The following is a 16,671-nucleotide window of genomic DNA, read 5'->3' on the forward strand; positions in this document are numbered from 1 at the left end:
TGGCGCAAAGACAAAGGTCAGAGGATAGCAAATGGCGCTCTGCGGCCTAGACGTTGTCGACGAGATCGAACGTCTCGGGGCCCTTCGGCAAGGCGCGCGAAACGATCAACGCGATCTCCGCGTGCGCGGCGCGCTGATCGTCATGCAGCTTTCCATGCGAGCTGTCATTCCAATTATTAGGTCGCATTTTTGCCAGAATGCATGACCCGCACGCTCAAGCGCACGATGCGCCACGTCGTTTGACCGCCGATTGACAGTCCTTCCGAGGACCGACAGCATGATCATCAAGACCAAAAATTAACGTGTGGAAAAGCTCGTCTCTGGGAAGCTAACGTTCCTTAGCTTCCCGACCGCATTTGAGCTGCTTGCTCCCCAAGCCTTATCCTTGATGCCTGGTCTTCGGCGTCTGTGTCGGAGCCTTATGAATATACAACAGGAGAGAGTATATGTCTACCAAAACGCTTTCGACGGCAGATATCAAGACGTTTCTCGAGGGGCTGTCCCACAGCATCGAGCTCGACCAGATCTACGTGGACTCGTTGCCGAGAAAGCGGTTTTCGAAGGCTTACGACGATGGCTTGTGGCGCGATTGGCGTCGCGATCATCGCGCGTTCATCGACAAGTTGATCGCGTCCGCCGACCGCATGAGTCCCTCCGCTCTGCGGCGGCTGACCGAGGTGGCCCTGAGCTTCGACCCTGCGGTTGTCGAATACATCATGTTGGAGACTTTCGCGGGAGTGGTGGGCGGCGCCTACGCGGAAAACTGCGAGACAGCGCAGCGTTTCTTCAAGTGGGTGCGAGACGAAGTCGTGCGGCAGGGGCGTGGAAAGCGCGCCAACGGGAGCGCCATGAAGGCGATCTCGAAGTGGCGGTCGGCGGTCGACCCCCTCCTCATCGCGCAGGATCCCGAGTGCGGATATCCGGTCCGCCGCCCGCGTGCCCGTTCGCGTCGCAACACGAACCGGCCGGCGGCCTGAACGGCGCGTCGGCGGCCGCCGAGCCAAGCGCGTCGACAATGTCGCAATGAAGTTCGGAGCCGCGCGACGCGCGCGCTAGGCCGCGTACGAAGCCGCTTCATCATCCGACGCGAAGGCTCCATGGGGATCGTCATCGAACTTGGCAGCTTCGGCGTCGACAAGGCCAGCAATTCGTCTTCGCGCTCCGAGTTCTCGGGAGGCTCGTCGGCACCTACTTGATCGAATTCTCCCTGATCGCTCAGGCGAAGCGGATGTGCATCTCCTGCTGCGAAAGGCGCCGTATCTTGAGATGCTGCCATTCCGCGCGAATGCGACATGGCGATTGGAGCAATATGTAGTCGAAGTCCCCATCGATGAGGACGCGAAGAGCGCCGTCTACGGGGTGGCGCAGGCATCGTCGCCGACCAGAAGGACAGCAAGAAGCTGCGTTCGCCCATCCTGCCCATCGTTTCGAGCGAGGTTTTGCTCGAAACCGCCCAACCTCTCATCGCATCAGGCGTGGATGCGTCGTTAATCGTGGAACTGATCAAGCGGGGGATTTGGCCAAGTTGGTGGCTGTCGACCATTGAGTCCGTGATGGCGGGCTCGATCGTGTAGACGGCTGCTGGATGCCTGGAAGGTATGATGACGGTCGGGACGCGGTCGTCGGTACAGCCGAACTTGACGGCGGCGATCTTCAGCACTTCGTTGCGCGAGGTGTCGAGGCCCGTCGTTTCCCAGTCGATGATCAACCCAACATGGTCGCCAGAGCACTGGGCCGAGCACGCCGCGCAACGAGACGGCGCAGGATCTTGTAGTTGCCGGTGGCCCCAAGCGTGCATGCCATCACGGTTTCGACATCAATCTCATGCGGGATCGGCATCTCGGGCGCAACCTTGACTGGAGGATTCTGCGGTCGCTTCCAAGTGAGACCGAATGAGGTGTTTGATGCTTTGTACATGGTGGGCCGCTCGATCAATTTCGGGTCGCGCGAGCATCGCGATCGCGCAGGATGACCTCGACCAGCCGCCGCAAGGTCCGGACGGAGCCGCCTGGCCACGCCGAGGCAACGGCGGCATGCTCAACGCCATCGAGCATGGGAATCCACTTGGCGTCGAGACCGCGCTCGCGGGCGAGATCGGCGACAATGGCCGGCAACAAGGCCTCCAAATGATCGCGCGAGGGCCGCTCCATGTGGATGATCCGGAAGCGGTCAAGCAAGGGGCTGGGCAGACCGGCCACGCTGTTGACGGTGGCCAAGTAGCTGATGTGGGCGCAGTTGACGTTCGTTTGAAGAAGGGGGTCGGGGTAGCGTTGGCTGGACTCAGATTCTACGAGGCCCAACAAGCAGTCCCAGAGCCGCCCTCCTCCGTTGGAGGGGACACTCGTGCCTGAACCTGGGCCGCCCGCCTTATCCAACTCGTCCAAAAGGATCATCGGATTGGCATGGCCAGCTCGTACGATGGCGAGGAAGGGATGGCACGGCTCGGCAGAGTTCCAGCGGCGGTCGGTGCCCCCGAAAACAGTACTGTCAGTTCGCGCAGAATCGGTGCGCCAGCAAAATACTTGCAGAAGCTCGGCTATGCGGCGGGCGATGAGGGTCTTGCCGGCGCCGGGTTCGGCGACGATCAGGGTTGGAACGAGCCGGACGGTTGGCCTACCGATGAGATCGCCAAGCACGGTGTCGATGACGTTTTGCGCGTAGGGAAATTCGAACTGGAGTGCCTTGCGGACCTCCTCGAGCGGCGGCGGCACGATCAGCGGGAGCGCCTTATTGATTACGCCATCGTACTGCGCCAGCACTTCTTTGACTCGCGGCGCCTTCATCTCCCTCTCGGACAGGCTCGCGACCACGCATTGGTTCGGTCCCGTCGCCGACGACTGATGGGCCCGAACTGCGGGCTGGTCACCGGCGTCTTCAGCCTTGTCACTTTGGCTCGCGGCTCTCGCCTCGATCTTGGTCCAGATGGTCGCCTCGGCGGCCTCGACGCGACGGGTCGCTGCCTGATCGCCAAGAAAGCTGGCATGGTTCGCGGCCGTCTGGTCACGGTGCCGGTAACGAGGCAGACGATGCTTCAGCGCGGGAAGCATGGCCCAGCCGATGCAGAAACTCTCGATCTCGGCGCCGAGCGATGGATCGATGTCAGTCGGCAGCCTCGCGAGCGCATTCATGAGAGATTGAGTGATGCGGCGATAGTCTTCAGAACCCGCCAGATCATTCTGAATCGGGAGGCTGACCAGGCGGACACAGTCTGCGATATGGCGGAGCTCCGGCATATCGTCGGCGACCGCAAGCCGATCAAGTTCCTTGGCCAGGGCCAGCGCCGTGGCCGGATCGTCTGTGGTCGCGAACGCCGCCGTCAGCGCCAAGCCGGGGGACAACGTTTCGATGTCCGCGATGAGGCGATCGTGGATATATCCGCTTCTTCGATCGATAAGAAGCGCGATCCGCAAGATCCTGGGCAGGTCCTTGAGTTTCTCCTCGAGATCGGTGGCGTCGGCGGCGGCGCCAGTCAGGACGGTGTCCTCATCGACGACGGGCAGGTCGAAGACGTCGTCCACGCGATCGCCAGCGGAACTGTTCACCTCCGTCTCGTTCTTGGCGTCCGGCTCGGGCTCGGTGCCGACGCCGGTCTTGCTGGGCTTATTCTTGCTCACGCGCAGACATCCCTGGTCAGGTCATTGAGGTGAAAGCGCCGCTCGCCCTGCGCGACGTCGACACCGCCAGCGACCGAGTTGATCGGCGACCCGTCGGCGTGCAGGCCCGAAACCACTCGGGTCTTCATGCGTCCCCTCCGCCGTGCCGCCGTTCCAGGATGGCCGCGAGCAGTAGCGTCCCGGCCTCGCTGAACTTGCCAGGGTCGGTCGAATAGCGCCGGCCATGGGCGTACCAGGAGGCGGCCAGATCCATGGCGAGCCCGTGGTCGAATTTTGTCAGCCCGATGATCTGGGCCATGACGAGGGCAGCGGCCGATTTGCGCTCGATCGCACAGCGCGCGAGTGCTGTCATCGCGATATCGACCTCCAGCGTGAACGTCTCGATCGGCATCAGGGAGAATGCCATATCGATGGCTGCGGCTGGGTCGCCACCCAGCGCCGCCGTGAGATCGTCGCCGCCGCGGAGCACGCGGACCCGCTCCAGCGTTGCGAGCAGGAGCAGTTGCTCGGCGTCGCGAAACGCATCCGACGGCAACGTCCGCCACCACTGCAGGGGCGACGTATCCTCGGCCTTCAGCGGCCAGTGCTGATGCGACGGGCGCTTGATGCCGCAGGCCGTTTTGTCGATGTTGGTGGCGGCGATCGGCTTCTGAGCGTTCGCGCGCGGGAAGGCGGCGGCATAGTCGGGATAGCTGTGCCGGAGCTCGCGCTCCGGCACCTTCTTCGTGTCCTCAGTCACGGTGAACTCCTACACCGTGATCAAGATCGGGCGCGGATAGCGCGGCGGCTGCCACTTGCTGGAGTCGACGTGCGCGCCGGTCACGACCTTCGCCGCGATGGCAGGCGAGGGGAAGCAGACGGCGACGCACAGGCGCCGACGGTCTTGCACACTGGGGATCGCCACCAACGCCTCCGCATCCATCAATTCGTCGCGCCGCGTCTCGACGATCTGCGGCGCGCTCGGGTTGACCGTGCTGCGGACCTCGGAGCCCGCCATCACCACGAAGCCGTCGGGCGTCGGATAGCCGCGCGCCCAGAGATCGCCATAGGCGAGCTCGAGCTCGCTGCCGACGGGCGGGGTCGCCACCACGCCGATCTGCATCGGGCCGGTGTCGTCGACGCCGACCGCGTCGGCCTCGACGACCGGGCGGCGCTGGCTGGCGAAGGGCGAGCGCAGAACACGGCAGCCGGCGTCGAACAGCAGACGCTCGGCGTGCTCGACGAAGATGTCGAGCGAGGCCCGGCGATGGGACGGCAACTCCAGGACCTGCGGGTTGACGCCCTTCATGATGTCGACCAGGCCCGCCTGCTCGGCGATCTTCGTGAAGCGGTACTGCAGATACAGGGCAGCCGTGGTGTCGAACCAGGCGGCCTCGTAGCCCGAGACCACGTAGACCTCCCGCGTGAAGGACTTGCTCTGGTCGCGGGAGTGGTCGGTGAGCCGGCGGCCGACGTTGCCGGTCTCGCCGATATAGGCCGTGCAGTGGTCGGCCAGGATGTAGCAGGCCGGCACGGCGGCGCGCGCCATCGACATGTCCTTCACCATCGCGACCGGGAAGGCGGACACGGTGAGGCGACCGACGTCGTCGTGGACCTCACGCAAGCCGTCGATGCCGCCCATCGGACGATGGACGTTGGTGCAGGCCGCCTGCACCGAGCTGTTGGTAGAAAAAAGCGTCATGTTGGTTCTCTCACTTGTTGCGGTTGAGAGATCGAGAAGCCTGGTGCCGGACCTGGACGCGCACGGCAGCCCCACCCGCAAGAGGGGCGGAGGCGCTACCGTCCATCACGAATTCTGTTCCTCGGCGAAGGTCGATGCCGCCTGTAACAAACGCGGTCGCGGCCTTGCCTTGGATGTCAGATGCGAAACAGACGGTCCGTGGGACACCAAGGTATCGCCGGCCTAGGGCCTCGCGATCCAGCTAGTCGATGGAGGTGGTGGTGGGGAAGAGTTCGCTCTTGCGCAGCGTCGCGTTGGTGGCGCCGTGATCCCGCAGCCGGCGCGAGCAATCCATGCTCTCGCCGATGTACATGACCGCGCCATCCTTCAGGACGTAGGGCGGGGCATGGACGACGCCGCGATCGCCGGCATGGCCGGGAAGTACGCGGGCTTGACGGGAATGGTCTCTGGGCTGCCCGAAATGCCGGGGTACGCAGAGAACGGGGACGGGGACGGCGAATCGACTATAGTGGCTCTTAGCCATGATCGACTCCTTCAAAGTCGGTTGTGGTTAGGCCGTTGTTTGGTGTTAGCGCACCGGCAACGGCCGCCTTCGCAGGGATTGCGATCGGCACGATCTATATGGCGTGGTCTTTTTCCGAATTGCAAGTTTCGCCGCCGCTCCGCCGCGCAAGATGGTTACTTCGCGTTAACGAATGGCGGCTCGCGCGATCCGCGCTTCGCGCAGCCGTCGAGGCGGGCATCTCTCACTCCTTGCGGTCGCGCTGCGCTGCACGGCGCCCGCGCGATCTATGTCGCGAAGTTTTCGAGCGTATTCATCGATTGAGAAGCCCCCTTGTGCCTTGTTGCGTCCGATCTTTGTGCGTTCAGCAGATACTGTTTGGGCGGTCCTAAGGTGCCAGCCAGTGCGCAAGCTCGTCGGGCTTGGGTAGACCGCCCGCGTGCACCACCTTTCCGTCAATGACGATGCCGGGCGTTGACGCGATGCCCCTGGTTGAAGGCGCTGACGGATAGTTTGCCTCCCGGCGATACGTCTCGAGCCGTGACACTTTACACGTCGAGTTTCTCGCTCGGCGTAGGACTGTCCTTCTCGTCGCCCAGGTGATTGCGGACAGATGGGGTTGGCCAGCCGCATTCGTGATCACCGCTGTCGGCCCGGTCGCGATGGTGATCGCTTGCCTTCTGATGGAAGTGCGCAAGCTGGAACCAAAGGCCGGGCGTCTCTTGAACTTCAGGCCGGTCCTCTCGATCGCGAGGCCCTTGGTTACATCCTTGCGTACGGGGCGCACTGCTTCGAGCTATACGGAATCCGCACCTGGCTAGTTGGTTTCTGGACGTTCGTCAGCTCTCATCAAGGCGCGCCAGCCTGGCTGTCACCAGTCGTAGTGAGCTTTCTTTGCGATCATCTCAATGCCGGCCAGCATTTTAGGCAACGAAGCGGCGCTCAGATTTGGACCGGCATGTTGATGTGGTTTTCCAGATCCTTCAGCGTCTGCCACATCTCGAAAACGAACATCTCGTCCGGGTTCTCCAGCGAAGGATAGTGGGAATAGGCTAGATTTCCGTTCTCCTTCCTCGTGTTTTCAACATTGTCCATCACAAAGGACAAGAGCTCGTCCCGTTTCCCGGGCTTGAGGACATATTTGACGGACACGACAATGGTCATTTCTAACGATCCTTGTGGCGACGCTGCATGAGGCAAGATGCTTGATATTGCGAGCGTGAATTGGCGCAGTCAACGCGCCTGCTCGCGGCCTTAAATCTACTGCATGAGCATCCATGTTGATGGCTTGAGTCTCACTCAACGCGCCCTTCAAAAAACTCGTTTGCCAGTCGGCATCCTGCTTTGACCATCTCCCGGAGTGCCGATCGAGCGAGCCCGTCGAGTGCCACGAGATCGGGCCTTTTCGATGGGCCGCAAGGCACCACAGGTCCGGGGAGGACACACTTTGACAAAGATCAGTTTGATCGCTGGGGTTCTGACCTGCACTGCGCTTTTTTCAACCGCATGGGGCCATGCCAAATACGGGCCGGGGACTTCGGCTACAGAAATCCGTATCGGCAATACTGTGCCCTATAGCGGCCCCGCATCGCCGTTGGGGCTATCGGCAAGGCTCTCGATGGCTACTTCGCCATGGTCAACGACAATGGAGGCGTGAACGGCCGGAAGATCGAATTCATCAGTCTTGATGACGCCTATTCGCCGGCGAAGGCGGTCGAGCAGACTCGCAGGCTCGTCGAAAGCGATGAAGTGTCCTTCATGCTCGCCAACACCGCGACAGCAAATATCTCCGCAACGCAGAAGCATTTGACGATCAAGAAGGTGCCAACCCTCTTCGTCGTCAGCTCTGCGTCGAAATGGAACGACCCGGAGCATTTCCCGTGGACGATGGCCTTGCCCTGGCAACCGCCATACGGAGATGAGGCCAAGATCTATCTTGATTATCTGAGGTCGAGAAAGCCCGACGCACGGATCGCCATCCTTTACCAGAATGACGACGCCGGGAAAGAATATTTGAAAGCAACGAGAGAGGCACTTGGCGCTGCCGCAGACAAAGTGGTCGCGGGCGCTGTTTCGTTCGAGGTTTTGGATCCTGTCGATTCTCAGATCCTGACATTGCGTGCGACCGGCGCAGGTGCACTGATGATCTACGGCGTAACTCCCAAAGCCTGTCTGGAGACTGCCAGCTCATCGCTTCGGGTATGACTTCGGTAGTTCCTGGATTGACTTCATGTAGTTCAGTACAGCTTCTGCGTCGTCCCTTTTGAAGCGAAAGGTCGGCATCGCAGGATGAATGCTGCTGTAGCCTTCCTCCAATCGTTCCACAAAGTCGCTGTCATAAAGTTTTGTTTCGCTGAAACTGCGGAAGGGCGGCGCTTGCGCCATAGGACTTGCGCCGGTCCTCCCAACGGAGTGACACCGAGCGCACATTCTTTGCAGAAGCTCCCTGCCATGTTGCAGCTCTTCGTCGCGCGCATAGGCGCATGAGCTCAGCCAGAGCCCCACTGTCGATAACATCAGCGCGCTTCGCGTCATCCAAGGATCCATCGAAACTGTTCCGCTCTCGTCCGGCCTTTTTGCAAACCAGAGCCATAAAAATGGATTGATGGCAAATCGGCGCGTCAAACCCGTTACTCTAAAGTTGTCACCGCCGTCGCAAGCCGAATTGATGCAGCTCAAAGGATTGGCCCGACCTGCAGCATCAGGAGAATACCCATTGCTGCTTCGCAAACCGAGTAGGCCGAGGCTTGGCGCAGGTTTGACCTGCCTCGAAACACCTACGTTGATGCGGTGTGAATCGGCGTGGGGTCCCGACGCCGATCGGCAGGATAAGCCACTGATTCACATCACATTGGAGGAGTCACGCTTCGGTGCCGATTTACAGGCGATCCTGCAAAAGCTGCCCGCAATACTAAAGATCGTGCAAGCCGACGATCCTCCGACGCATCTTCCTCCTCGGCAACGATGCATTGAAGCTGGTACGAGGTAAGTTGAATTTGCTCGGGAAAGAGATCGATGCGTCGGAAACGGTCGCGAGATCAACAGATCGCTCGTAGGGGTCGCAGGGCGGTCGCAATCTACCCTAGCTGAAATCATCTTCTTCATCTAAGGGTCGGATCCTCGTGAGCACCGCGATCAAGGACCGGCAATCGCTTGCTTGCCGCGGGTTGCCACAAGAGACCAAGCGGCATGGTTAAGGTGTCGAGGTCGCCCTCGAACCGTGAAAGCTCGACGTCGGACCATGCGGCGGGATCGAGTTCGGTCAGTGCCTCCATCAAGTCGAGCGCGTCGAGTTCATCTGCTGCCTGAAGGCGGGGTGGGGCGACTGCAAATCGTCGCACGAGCGCCTTGGTCACCGCACCGTGGCAATACCGGAGCGCACGATCGACATTTCGCATCTGGTCCGGATTGTCGGCTGCGACGAACGCGCGCAGCAACGCACATGCGCGAAGTCGTTCGGAATTGTGCGCCAGGCGGCCACGGAGGTCCTTTTGGAGGTCGGAGAGTTCAGGAACAACTTGGATTTTCGGTCGATCTACGGGAAATTCGAGCAGCGTGAGCGGCTCCCGGTTGAATGCCGCGCCCAGATCTTGGCGGGCTGGGCGCAGATGGGGAAGAGCGCGGGCGACCTGAGGCCGAGCGGTCGAGGCAATTTCTTGGGCAGAGGCATCGGCCCGGGCGGCCTCGAGTTCGCGCTCCAGTTGGCGGCACTCGGCTTCCAGGCGAGCGACATCCGCGCGGGCGGCGCGTTCCTCATCGCGCTGCTCCATCGCGCGCGTCTTTTGCCCTGTACGCTTGTAGTGGAGGATATGCCAGTGCGGCAGCCGGACTTCAGCCGGCGGCAGACCGCGCTCTGCATTCGAGCGAGGATCAACTTGATAGTCTACGCCTGCGTTGCGGCAAAATTCGTTTACAATCGCCGCTATCTGGCGACGGACAGCTTTGGCATTGCCGTGGAAAATCTTGTTCCACTGGCGCGCCTTCTTGCGCGAAAACTCGCCGTCTACGATCTCGCGCATGGTGGCCATGAAGTGGATGTGCGGATTGATGTCGTCGTCGGATGCAAGCGGACAGTGGATACCAACCTGTACCACCATGCCGTGATCGGCAAGAGTGCGGGCTACGTGTCGACCGAGTTTCACCCAGTGCTTCCGTGGCAGGGCGCGCGGGATCGTCAGCTCGAAGAGTCGAGCTTCCTGCGCATCGGCCCGCTTCTCCGTTGCGACAGCACGCCTCCACAGTTGCGCACAGTCGGCAGCCCAGGCCGGCGTGCCTTCCGGCTTCACGATGAAACTGGCGATAACGTCATTTCGTTTTGAAAAGTCCACGACCGAGCCGTCGGCCAGGCGCGCCGCGCCGCCACACACGTAGGCGGAATGCCACAGCGCGTCGCCGCCTCGCGACCGTTGAACCAAACTCATATCGAAGCCGAGGCTACCGATCATGTGCGAACCCGATGTATAGATGAAGCGTGTTTCTGGATGCCGAGCAAACTACGCCCACCGGCAGCAAGCTCCAAGCGGCCGCACCACGCGACAGGAGGGAGGGCGCCGGCTCGGGTCGTCGGACTTAGGGTCGAGCCCCTTCAAGGGGGCTTGGTCCTTTGCGTCGAAGCCCGCCGGGAGCGGCCTGGGGGCAGGGGCCTGTCCGCGGCCAAGGATCGTCACCATCGTCGTCACGGCCTGCAATCGGGCTCTGCCTTCCCTTCGACACGTTCGGGAAATGCCGCCGGCATTATCTTCAAAGTGATCCCTCACGCGGGCGCTTCCCATTTACCGGTTCAGCTGGATAATGAGCTGCTCCGGTAACCCGCCAAGGAGCTCTCCATGTCTGCCTTCCCCCGCCGCCCGCTCAGCCATGCCGCGGTCAACACAGATCCCAAGCCGCCTGAGCGGCCGCGCAGCCGGGTCGAGATTGCGGAAGAACGCCTTGCGGCTACTCGCCGTCAGCTCGCCGTTGGCAAGCGCCGCCTGCGCGACGCTTCGGTGCGGGAGCAGGGCATTCGCGATGGCGAAGTGGGGCGGGCGATGTGGCATCTGGCCAGCCAGGGCCGGTTGGCTGATGCGGTGATTGAGCTGATCCGCGCCGAACTGCGCGGCCATCTGACCCCGGCGCAGGCCGCCGCTTTCCGCGGCACCGTCTTCGAGCCGTAGCGCGCCTCGCAAGTCGCTTGACCGGACACCCTTCAGCCAACGGCGTGGTGTACGTTCACTTGCATGCTAGTCCCGCTCTCTGAGGGGGGTCCTTCGGGTCGAGGGCCCCGCGCTTCCTGCCCCCATTTCCGCCGACGTCAAGGCCATCGCCGAGGGCGGGAGCCTGCTGCCGCGCCAATCATCAGCGCTATCGGCCTGACGGCGTCTTCCTGATCATTGTGAGCGCCAACAAGCGCAGCTATCCGACGCCGCGTCGTGTTGCCGATTTCGGTGTGTTGACGGGATTTTCATCGTGGCTGCGTAGTTCATGGCGCGGATCATTTGGCGCCCTTGATGATGTCGCACGTGGATGCTACACACCGCTCGATGTCGTCCGATTTTGTCTGATCTTTCAGTGGTTTGCGGTGAGGCGTTGGCTGGCTGAGTACCCTCCCGCCCCAGACCGCGGCTCCGCTTCCCCTGAAATTGCTGACGAAACCGGCCTAGCTGGCGCGCTGCTGCACAGCGCTGCGACACATCACTGCTGCTTCGTCGTTCGCGCGGCAGGCCGCGCGTGATGTTGAAATGCGGAATTCGAAAAGGTTGGGCGAGGGAGGGTCCTAGGCTACCCTGCCCTGCCCTCGCGGGGACACGACCCAACACGTCACAACGTGCCGGACCACGCCTAGCATCGCGGGGTCGAGCAAGCCAAGAATTATTCGAGCTGCGGTTCATAGCGGCCGCGCGCCGGCTCATGGAGCGAGGGAGCCTTGTCGGTGCCGACATTGCCGCGTTGCTTGAGGCCGAGCGTTTCGCGGCAGTAAACCTAGAAGAAGTTCGGGGCGAATAGCGTCATCGTCGGGCGAGCAGGGGGCACGGTAATCACGTTTCCGCAGCTCGGTTCTGACTGAACCTACAAACGCCCCTATCCTGAGGCGTTCATCTCGAATGCGGTCGGCTGACACTAGGCGTGCGGCGTCGCCTTGCGGTTGTCACGAGCAGGGAAGGTCGGCGAGGCTGGATAGACAATAGCTACTTCCGGCGTTGCCGGGTCAGTCTGCATTCGGCAGGCGGTGAGTAGAACTCGACGCTTTCGAGGAGGCAAAAGGCCGGCGAAATCAACGGCCCGCGGTCTGGAGATACGAAACAGTTTCGGATTTGAAAGCACCGCGTCTCCTTTGATACTTGCAAAATGAGAATTCCGCCTACATGATTTCCTTGAGCTCCCGCTCGAGCCAAGCGGTGATGCTGCCGACCTGTTCTGGCGCGTCGTACCTCATCTCAACAGTCTACATCGCAGCGTTGTCGCGGCTTGCCGCGATGCGGGTAGGCGCAACGAGGGGTGTGTGCCATGAGCAACACTTTCGACTACTCGGCGTTTTTGCCGTCTGAGTCCGCCTTTTTGCAAGCGTCCGCCAGGCGTGTGCGTGCCCTGATCCGCCGCACCACCCATCAGCTCATCGAAATCGGGGACACTCTTGCCGAGATCAAGAAGCGGATGCCCCACGGGCAATTCACCGAGTTTTGCAACGTCGAGTTGGGTCTCGAGCTCCGCTCGGTGGAGAATTATATGTCGCTCGCCGAGTTCGCCAAAACCTATCCGCCGGCTCTGGTAGCGCGGCTGCCCGCACGTGCTGGCTATACGCTCGCTGAAAAGTCTGCCCCCGCCGACACCGTTGCGGAGATCATGAGCGAGGTGTCCAGCGGCAAGCTCTTGACCATCAGCGAGGTGAAGAACCGTCTCGAGACTGCAAAGCACGCGGAGCGTTCGTCGACGGCTCCGGATATCGCTTACCTCGCGGACCGGCTGCTCAACGCACTCGACGTGCACGACATCGGAGATCTCGTGCTTCTGCTTGGCACTGCGACCCGGTCGACGATCGCCGCGTTTCGGCAGCGCTTGCAGCAGGGTCTCGAACATCGTCGCTCGACCACCGCAACTACCCTGATGTTGCCCCAGGACCACTAGCCGATCAACTAGCGCCGGTAGGACACGCATTGCGCGGTGCTACCGGCGACCTATGCCAACCAGACTTCTCGTAGATGCCAATCATGGCGCGCATGGCCGGATGCCTTACACCCGAGCTCGCGACATGCGTTGGCGCGCGTGCTGATCCCCTCTCTGAGCGGTCCTTCGGGTGAGGGCTCCCGCGATCCCAGCCGGCGTTTCCGCCGACGTGGAACCCATTACTGAGGCCGCAAGCTTGATTAAGCCCGATTCTGCTTCTCGGCCACAAAGTGCCTGACTTGGTTGCCGGAGGACTGCTGTGCCCCACCAAATAGAAAACTTATTCAGCAAGATCGGTTTGGGCTAACCCGCGTTCGCCTTCAACCCCGCCGCCTGGATGCCTGCCAGCGCACAGGCCTCGTCATTGTCGGACGTGTCACCGGAGACGCCGACCGCGCCGAGCAAGGTCGCGCCGTCCATGATCAGCACGCCGCCGGGCACCGGCACCAGCGCGCCCTTGGCAATCGTGTTCACGGCACCGATGAAATAGGCCTGCTCCTGGGCGCGTTGGAACAGCGCGCGCGAGCCCATGCCCATGGCCAGCGCGCCATAGGCCTTGCCGTGGGCGATTTCGGCGCGCATCAGGCTGGTGCCGTCCTGCGCGGCGGCGAGCTTGAGCACGCCGCGGGCGTCGAGGATGGTGACGACCAGCGGCTTCAGCTTGAGTTCGCCGGCCTTCGCGAGGGCGGCGTCGAGGATCTTGCGGGCAACTTCGAGCGTGAGGTCAGCCATGGCTGGGTTCCTTTGCAGTGGTGGAAGTGGAATTGGGCTCGGCGCGCTCGAGGCTCATCGCCAGCACGCGCGCGACGTGGAGCGCCTCGCGCCCCGTGCCGTCGTGGATCTGGTGGCGGCAGGAGGTGCCGTCGGCGACGACCAGCGTCGTCTCGCCTGCGCGCCGCACGGCGGGCAGCAGCGACAGCTCGGCCATCTCGATCGAGGCATCATAGGTGTCGGCGCCATAACCGAAAGCGCCGGCCATGCCGCAGCAGCTCGACTCGATGGTCTCGACCTCCAGGCCGGGGACGAGGCGCAGCACCTGCTCGACCGGCCTGAAGGCGCCGAAGGATTTTTGATGGCAATGGCCGTGCACCACGGCCTTGTCAGCGACGCTGCCGAGCGGCAGTTGCACCCGACCGGCCCCGGCCTCGCGCACCAAAAATTCCTCGAAGGTCAGCGCATGCGCGCCGACCGCCTTGGCGTCATCATCCCTACGCAGCGAGGCGAGCTCGTCACGCAGCGTCAAGAGGCAGCTTGGCTCGAGACCGACGATCGCGACGCCGCGGGCGGCAAAGGGCGCGAAAGCGGCGACGAGCCGGTCGAGCTCGGACCTGGCTTCATCGACGAGTCCGGCGGACAGGAAGGTGCGGCCGCAGCACAGCGGGCGGCTGCCCTTGGCCGGCTTCGGCATGTGAACGCGATAGCCGCCGGCTGCGAGCACGCGCAGCGCCGCGTCGAGGTTCTCGGGCTCGTAGATGCGATTGAACGTGTCGGCGAACAGCACGACCTCGCGTCCGTTCTCCGGCCCGACCGCGTCCGCCGGCGGCACGAACACGTCGCTGCGGAAGGCGGGGAGTGCCCGGCGCGCGCTGATGCCGGCAAAGCGTTCGAACAGCTTTCGTAGCAGCGGGCTGCGGTTGCGCAAATTCGCCAGCGGCGCGAAGCGCGCGGCGAGGCCGGCATAGCGCGGGAGATAGCCGACCAGGCGGTCGCGCAGCGTCAGTCCGTGAGAGGCCGCGCGCGCGGCGAGCACTTCGATCTTCATCTTGGCCATGTCGACGCCAACAGGGCATTCATGGCGGCAGGCCTTGCAGGAGACGCAGAGCTTCAGCGTCTCCATCATCTCGTCGGAAGACAGCGCATCGGGGCCGAGCTGGCCGGAGATCGCAAGGCGCAGCGTGTTGGCGCGACCTCGCGTGACGTCCTTCTCGTTGCGCGTGGCGCGATAGGACGGGCACATCACGCCGCCCTCGAGCTTGCGACAGGCGCCATTGTTGTTGCACATCTCGACCGCGCCCTGGAAACCGCCGCCGGCGCCGGGATACGCCGACCAGTCGAGTTTTGTCTTGAGCTCACCGACGCGATAGTCCGGCTTGAAGCGGAACAGCGAGCGGTCGTCCATTTTGGGCGCATCGACGATCTTGCCGGGATTGAGCACGCCCTCGGGATCGAAGCGCAGCTTCACTTCCTTGAAGTCCGCGACGAGGCGCTCGCCGAACATCGTCTCGTGGAATTCGGAGCGCACCAGGCCGTCGCCATGCTCGCCGGAATGCGAGCCCTTGTATTCGCGCACCAGCGCGAAGGCCTCCTCGGCGATGGCGCGCATCGCCTTGACGTCCTTCTCCAGCTTCAAATTCAGCACGGGCCGCACATGCAGGCAGCCCTCGGAGGCGTGCGCATACATGGTGCCGCTGGTGCCGTGCTTGGCAAACACCTCGTTCAGGCGCTGCGTGTAGTCGGCCAGATGCGGCAGCGGCACCGCGCAGTCCTCGACGAAGGAGACCGGCTTGCCCTCCTGCTTCATCGACATCATGACGTTGAGGCCGGCAGCGCGGAAATCGGCGATGCCGCTCTGCAGCGCGGGCTCGGTGATCTCGACCACGCCGCCCCATTTGCGCGTGTCGTTGGTCCAGCCGAAGCCGAGATCGCCCATCAATTCGCCGAGCTGCTTCAGGCCCGCCAGATTGTCGGCCTGGTTCTCCTCGGCGAATTCCACGACGAGCACCGCGTCCGGATCGCCCTTGATCGCGGCATTGATGATCGGCTTGAACATCGCGATATCGCGGCCGAGCGCGATCATGGTGCGGTCGACCAGCTCGACCGCGATCGGTTTCAGCTTGACCAGATGCTGAGCCGCGTCCATCGCCTCGTAGAAACTGCCGAAATGACAGACGCCGAGCGCCTTGTTGCGGATCACAGGCCACAGCTTCAGCTCGACCTTGGTGGTGAAGGCGAGGGTGCCCTCGGAGCCGACCAGAAGATGCGCCATGTTGTTGCGCGCGTTGCGCGGCGTGAGCGCATCGAGATTGTAGCCGCCGACCCGGCGCTGCACCTTCGGAAAGCGCGCCGCGATCTCCTCGGCCTCGCGGGACCCGAGATCGAGCATGTCGCGGAACAGGGCGCGTGCGCTGTCGCTCGCATCGAGATCGGAGAGGTCGCGCGAGACCTCGCCAAAACGGCTCAGCGTGCCGTCGGCGAGCGAGGCTTCCATCGACAGCGTGTTGTCGCGCATGGTGCCGTAGCGAAGCGAGCGGCCGCCGCAGGAATTGTTGCCGGCCATGCCGCCGATCGTGGCGCGGGAAGCCGTGGAAACGTCGACCGGAAACCACAGGCCGTGCTTTTTCAGTTGCCGGTTGAGGTCGTCGAGCACGATGCCGGGCTCCACCACGCAGGTACGGCCCTCGACGTCGAGCGACAGGATGCGGGTGAGGTGTTTCGAGAGATCGACCACGAGCCCGTCATTGACGGTCTGGCCGCATTGCGAGGTGCCGCCGCCGCGCGGGGTGACCTTCAGCCCCGCGTCGCGGGCAATCGCCAGCGCCCGCAGGGCCTCCTCCATGGTCCTGGGCACCACCACCCCCGAAGGCACGATCTGGTAGAACGAAGCGTCGGTGGCGTAGCGGCCGCGGCTGAAGGGGTCGAATAGGACGTCGCCGGTCAATTCCGACCGCAGGCGCCGTTCGAGTGAGGAGGCGTTTGTCATCCCTGATCCCGGACTGATCCAGTAATGCTCAGCC

The 16,671-nt window shown here is 62.8% G+C and carries 16 protein-coding genes and 2 pseudogenes; 5 read left to right on the forward strand and 13 right to left on the reverse strand.

Going from position 1 to position 16,671, the window contains the following annotated elements; all coding sequences use genetic code 11:
• Nucleotides 1-46: 46 nt before the first annotated feature.
• Nucleotides 47-187 (reverse strand): DUF2130 domain-containing protein, encoded by a 141-nt coding sequence (locus RPS27_RS23385; protein ID WP_259214635.1) that lies wholly within the window; start codon nucleotides 185-187, stop codon nucleotides 47-49.
• Nucleotides 188-446: 259 nt separating this feature from the next.
• Between RPS27_RS23385 and RPS27_RS23390 the strand changes: the two genes are divergently transcribed.
• Entirely contained in the window at nucleotides 447-977 is a 531-nt protein-coding gene (locus RPS27_RS23390) for a hypothetical protein (RefSeq protein WP_259214634.1), read from the forward strand.
• 727 nt (nucleotides 978-1,704) lie between these two features.
• Here RPS27_RS23390 and RPS27_RS23395 read toward each other — a convergent pair.
• The 7 genes and pseudogenes from RPS27_RS23395 to RPS27_RS39760 form a co-directional block, all read right to left on the reverse strand.
• On the reverse strand, nucleotides 1,705-1,917 hold the full coding sequence (locus RPS27_RS23395; RefSeq protein ID WP_313754536.1) for a hypothetical protein: 213 nt from the start codon (nucleotides 1,915-1,917) through the stop codon (nucleotides 1,705-1,707).
• Between the two features lie 14 nt (nucleotides 1,918-1,931).
• Entirely contained in the window at nucleotides 1,932-3,614 is a 1,683-nt protein-coding gene (locus RPS27_RS23400) for an AAA family ATPase (protein WP_313754537.1), read from the reverse strand.
• Nucleotides 3,611-3,742, reverse strand: coding sequence for a hypothetical protein (locus RPS27_RS23405; RefSeq protein ID WP_313754538.1), 132 nt, complete (start codon nucleotides 3,740-3,742; stop codon nucleotides 3,611-3,613). The genes RPS27_RS23400 and RPS27_RS23405 overlap by 4 nt, the downstream gene beginning before the upstream one ends.
• Nucleotides 3,739-4,353, reverse strand: coding sequence for a hypothetical protein (locus tag RPS27_RS23410; protein ID WP_313754539.1), 615 nt, complete (start codon nucleotides 4,351-4,353; stop codon nucleotides 3,739-3,741). Before RPS27_RS23410 ends, RPS27_RS23405 begins: the two co-directional genes overlap by 4 nt.
• Nucleotides 4,354-4,362: 9 nt before the next feature.
• The gene (locus RPS27_RS23415) at nucleotides 4,363-5,295 is read right to left on the reverse strand and encodes a hypothetical protein (protein ID WP_313754540.1); all 933 of its coding nucleotides are present in this window, start codon (nucleotides 5,293-5,295) and stop codon (nucleotides 4,363-4,365) included.
• Between the two features lie 241 nt (nucleotides 5,296-5,536).
• Nucleotides 5,537-5,818, reverse strand: a complete 282-nt coding sequence (locus tag RPS27_RS23420) for a hypothetical protein (RefSeq protein ID WP_313754541.1) — start codon at nucleotides 5,816-5,818, stop codon at nucleotides 5,537-5,539.
• A gap of 367 nt (nucleotides 5,819-6,185) precedes the next feature.
• A pseudogene (locus RPS27_RS39760) lies at nucleotides 6,186-6,284 on the reverse strand (thioredoxin family protein); the annotation flags it as partial.
• Between RPS27_RS39760 and RPS27_RS23430 the strand changes: the two are divergent.
• Nucleotides 6,284-6,750 (forward strand): annotated as a pseudogene (locus RPS27_RS23430) (MFS transporter); the annotation flags it as partial. The pseudogenes RPS27_RS39760 and RPS27_RS23430 sit on opposite strands and share 1 nt — an antisense overlap.
• Here the strand turns inward: RPS27_RS23430 and RPS27_RS23435 are convergent.
• Complete coding sequence (locus tag RPS27_RS23435; RefSeq protein WP_313754543.1) at nucleotides 6,740-6,961, reverse strand: putative quinol monooxygenase; 222 nt, start codon at nucleotides 6,959-6,961, stop codon at nucleotides 6,740-6,742. The pseudogene RPS27_RS23430 and the gene RPS27_RS23435 overlap by 11 nt on opposite strands.
• A 438-nt stretch (nucleotides 6,962-7,399) precedes the next feature.
• On the opposite strand from RPS27_RS23435, the gene RPS27_RS23440 reads away from it, so the two are divergent.
• On the forward strand, nucleotides 7,400-8,002 hold the full coding sequence (locus RPS27_RS23440; protein WP_409517566.1) for an ABC transporter substrate-binding protein: 603 nt from the start codon (nucleotides 7,400-7,402) through the stop codon (nucleotides 8,000-8,002).
• On the opposite strand, the gene RPS27_RS23445 is transcribed toward RPS27_RS23440, so the two are convergent.
• Nucleotides 7,985-8,422: a cytochrome c gene (locus RPS27_RS23445; protein WP_313754545.1), complete on the reverse strand. Its 438-nt coding sequence runs from the start codon at nucleotides 8,420-8,422 to the stop codon at nucleotides 7,985-7,987. The genes RPS27_RS23440 and RPS27_RS23445 overlap by 18 nt on opposite strands.
• Nucleotides 8,423-8,898: 476 nt before the next feature.
• Nucleotides 8,899-10,242 (reverse strand): MobA/MobL family protein, encoded by a 1,344-nt coding sequence (locus RPS27_RS23450; protein ID WP_313754546.1) that lies wholly within the window; start codon nucleotides 10,240-10,242, stop codon nucleotides 8,899-8,901.
• 381 nt (nucleotides 10,243-10,623) lie between these two features.
• Between RPS27_RS23450 and RPS27_RS23455 the strand changes: the two genes are divergently transcribed.
• Together RPS27_RS23455 and RPS27_RS23460 are read left to right on the forward strand one after the other, a co-directional pair.
• Nucleotides 10,624-10,950 carry a hypothetical protein gene (locus RPS27_RS23455; protein WP_259214606.1) on the forward strand — a complete coding sequence of 109 codons (327 nt, stop codon included), beginning with the start codon at nucleotides 10,624-10,626 and terminating at the stop codon, nucleotides 10,948-10,950.
• Between the two features lie 1,330 nt (nucleotides 10,951-12,280).
• Entirely contained in the window at nucleotides 12,281-12,898 is a 618-nt protein-coding gene (locus tag RPS27_RS23460; protein WP_313754547.1) for a hypothetical protein, read from the forward strand.
• A gap of 342 nt (nucleotides 12,899-13,240) precedes the next feature.
• On the opposite strand, the gene RPS27_RS23465 is transcribed toward RPS27_RS23460, so the two are convergent.
• The gene (locus RPS27_RS23465) at nucleotides 13,241-13,669 is read right to left on the reverse strand and encodes a heme-binding protein (protein ID WP_313754548.1); all 429 of its coding nucleotides are present in this window, start codon (nucleotides 13,667-13,669) and stop codon (nucleotides 13,241-13,243) included.
• Nucleotides 13,662-16,637, reverse strand: coding sequence for an FAD-linked oxidase C-terminal domain-containing protein (locus RPS27_RS23470; RefSeq protein ID WP_313754549.1), 2,976 nt, complete (start codon nucleotides 16,635-16,637; stop codon nucleotides 13,662-13,664). The genes RPS27_RS23465 and RPS27_RS23470 overlap by 8 nt, the downstream gene beginning before the upstream one ends.
• Nucleotides 16,638-16,671 lie beyond the last annotated feature (34 nt).

Source organism: Bradyrhizobium sp. WYCCWR 12699, assembly GCF_032144035.1.
Lineage (GTDB): Bacteria > Pseudomonadota > Alphaproteobacteria > Rhizobiales > Xanthobacteraceae > Bradyrhizobium.

Coding starts and splice junctions, on each gene's coding strand:
- RPS27_RS23385 (WP_259214635.1), bottom strand. CDS start 187: ATGCGACCTAATAATTGGAATGACAGCTCGCATGGAAAGCTGCATGAC.
- RPS27_RS23390 (WP_259214634.1), top strand. CDS start 447: ATGTCTACCAAAACGCTTTCGACGGCAGATATCAAGACGTTTCTCGAG.
- RPS27_RS23395 (WP_313754536.1), bottom strand. CDS start 1,917: ATGTACAAAGCATCAAACACCTCATTCGGTCTCACTTGGAAGCGACCG.
- RPS27_RS23405 (WP_313754538.1), bottom strand. CDS start 3,742: ATGAAGACCCGAGTGGTTTCGGGCCTGCACGCCGACGGGTCGCCGATC.
- RPS27_RS23415 (WP_313754540.1), bottom strand. CDS start 5,295: ATGACGCTTTTTTCTACCAACAGCTCGGTGCAGGCGGCCTGCACCAAC.
- RPS27_RS23420 (WP_313754541.1), bottom strand. CDS start 5,818: ATGGCTAAGAGCCACTATAGTCGATTCGCCGTCCCCGTCCCCGTTCTC.
- RPS27_RS23435 (WP_313754543.1), bottom strand. CDS start 6,961: ATGACCATTGTCGTGTCCGTCAAATATGTCCTCAAGCCCGGGAAACGG.
- RPS27_RS23450 (WP_313754546.1), bottom strand. CDS start 10,242: ATGATCGGTAGCCTCGGCTTCGATATGAGTTTGGTTCAACGGTCGCGA.
- RPS27_RS23455 (WP_259214606.1), top strand. CDS start 10,624: ATGTCTGCCTTCCCCCGCCGCCCGCTCAGCCATGCCGCGGTCAACACA.
- RPS27_RS23460 (WP_313754547.1), top strand. CDS start 12,281: ATGAGCAACACTTTCGACTACTCGGCGTTTTTGCCGTCTGAGTCCGCC.
- RPS27_RS23465 (WP_313754548.1), bottom strand. CDS start 13,669: ATGGCTGACCTCACGCTCGAAGTTGCCCGCAAGATCCTCGACGCCGCC.
- RPS27_RS23470 (WP_313754549.1), bottom strand. CDS start 16,637: ATGACAAACGCCTCCTCACTCGAACGGCGCCTGCGGTCGGAATTGACC.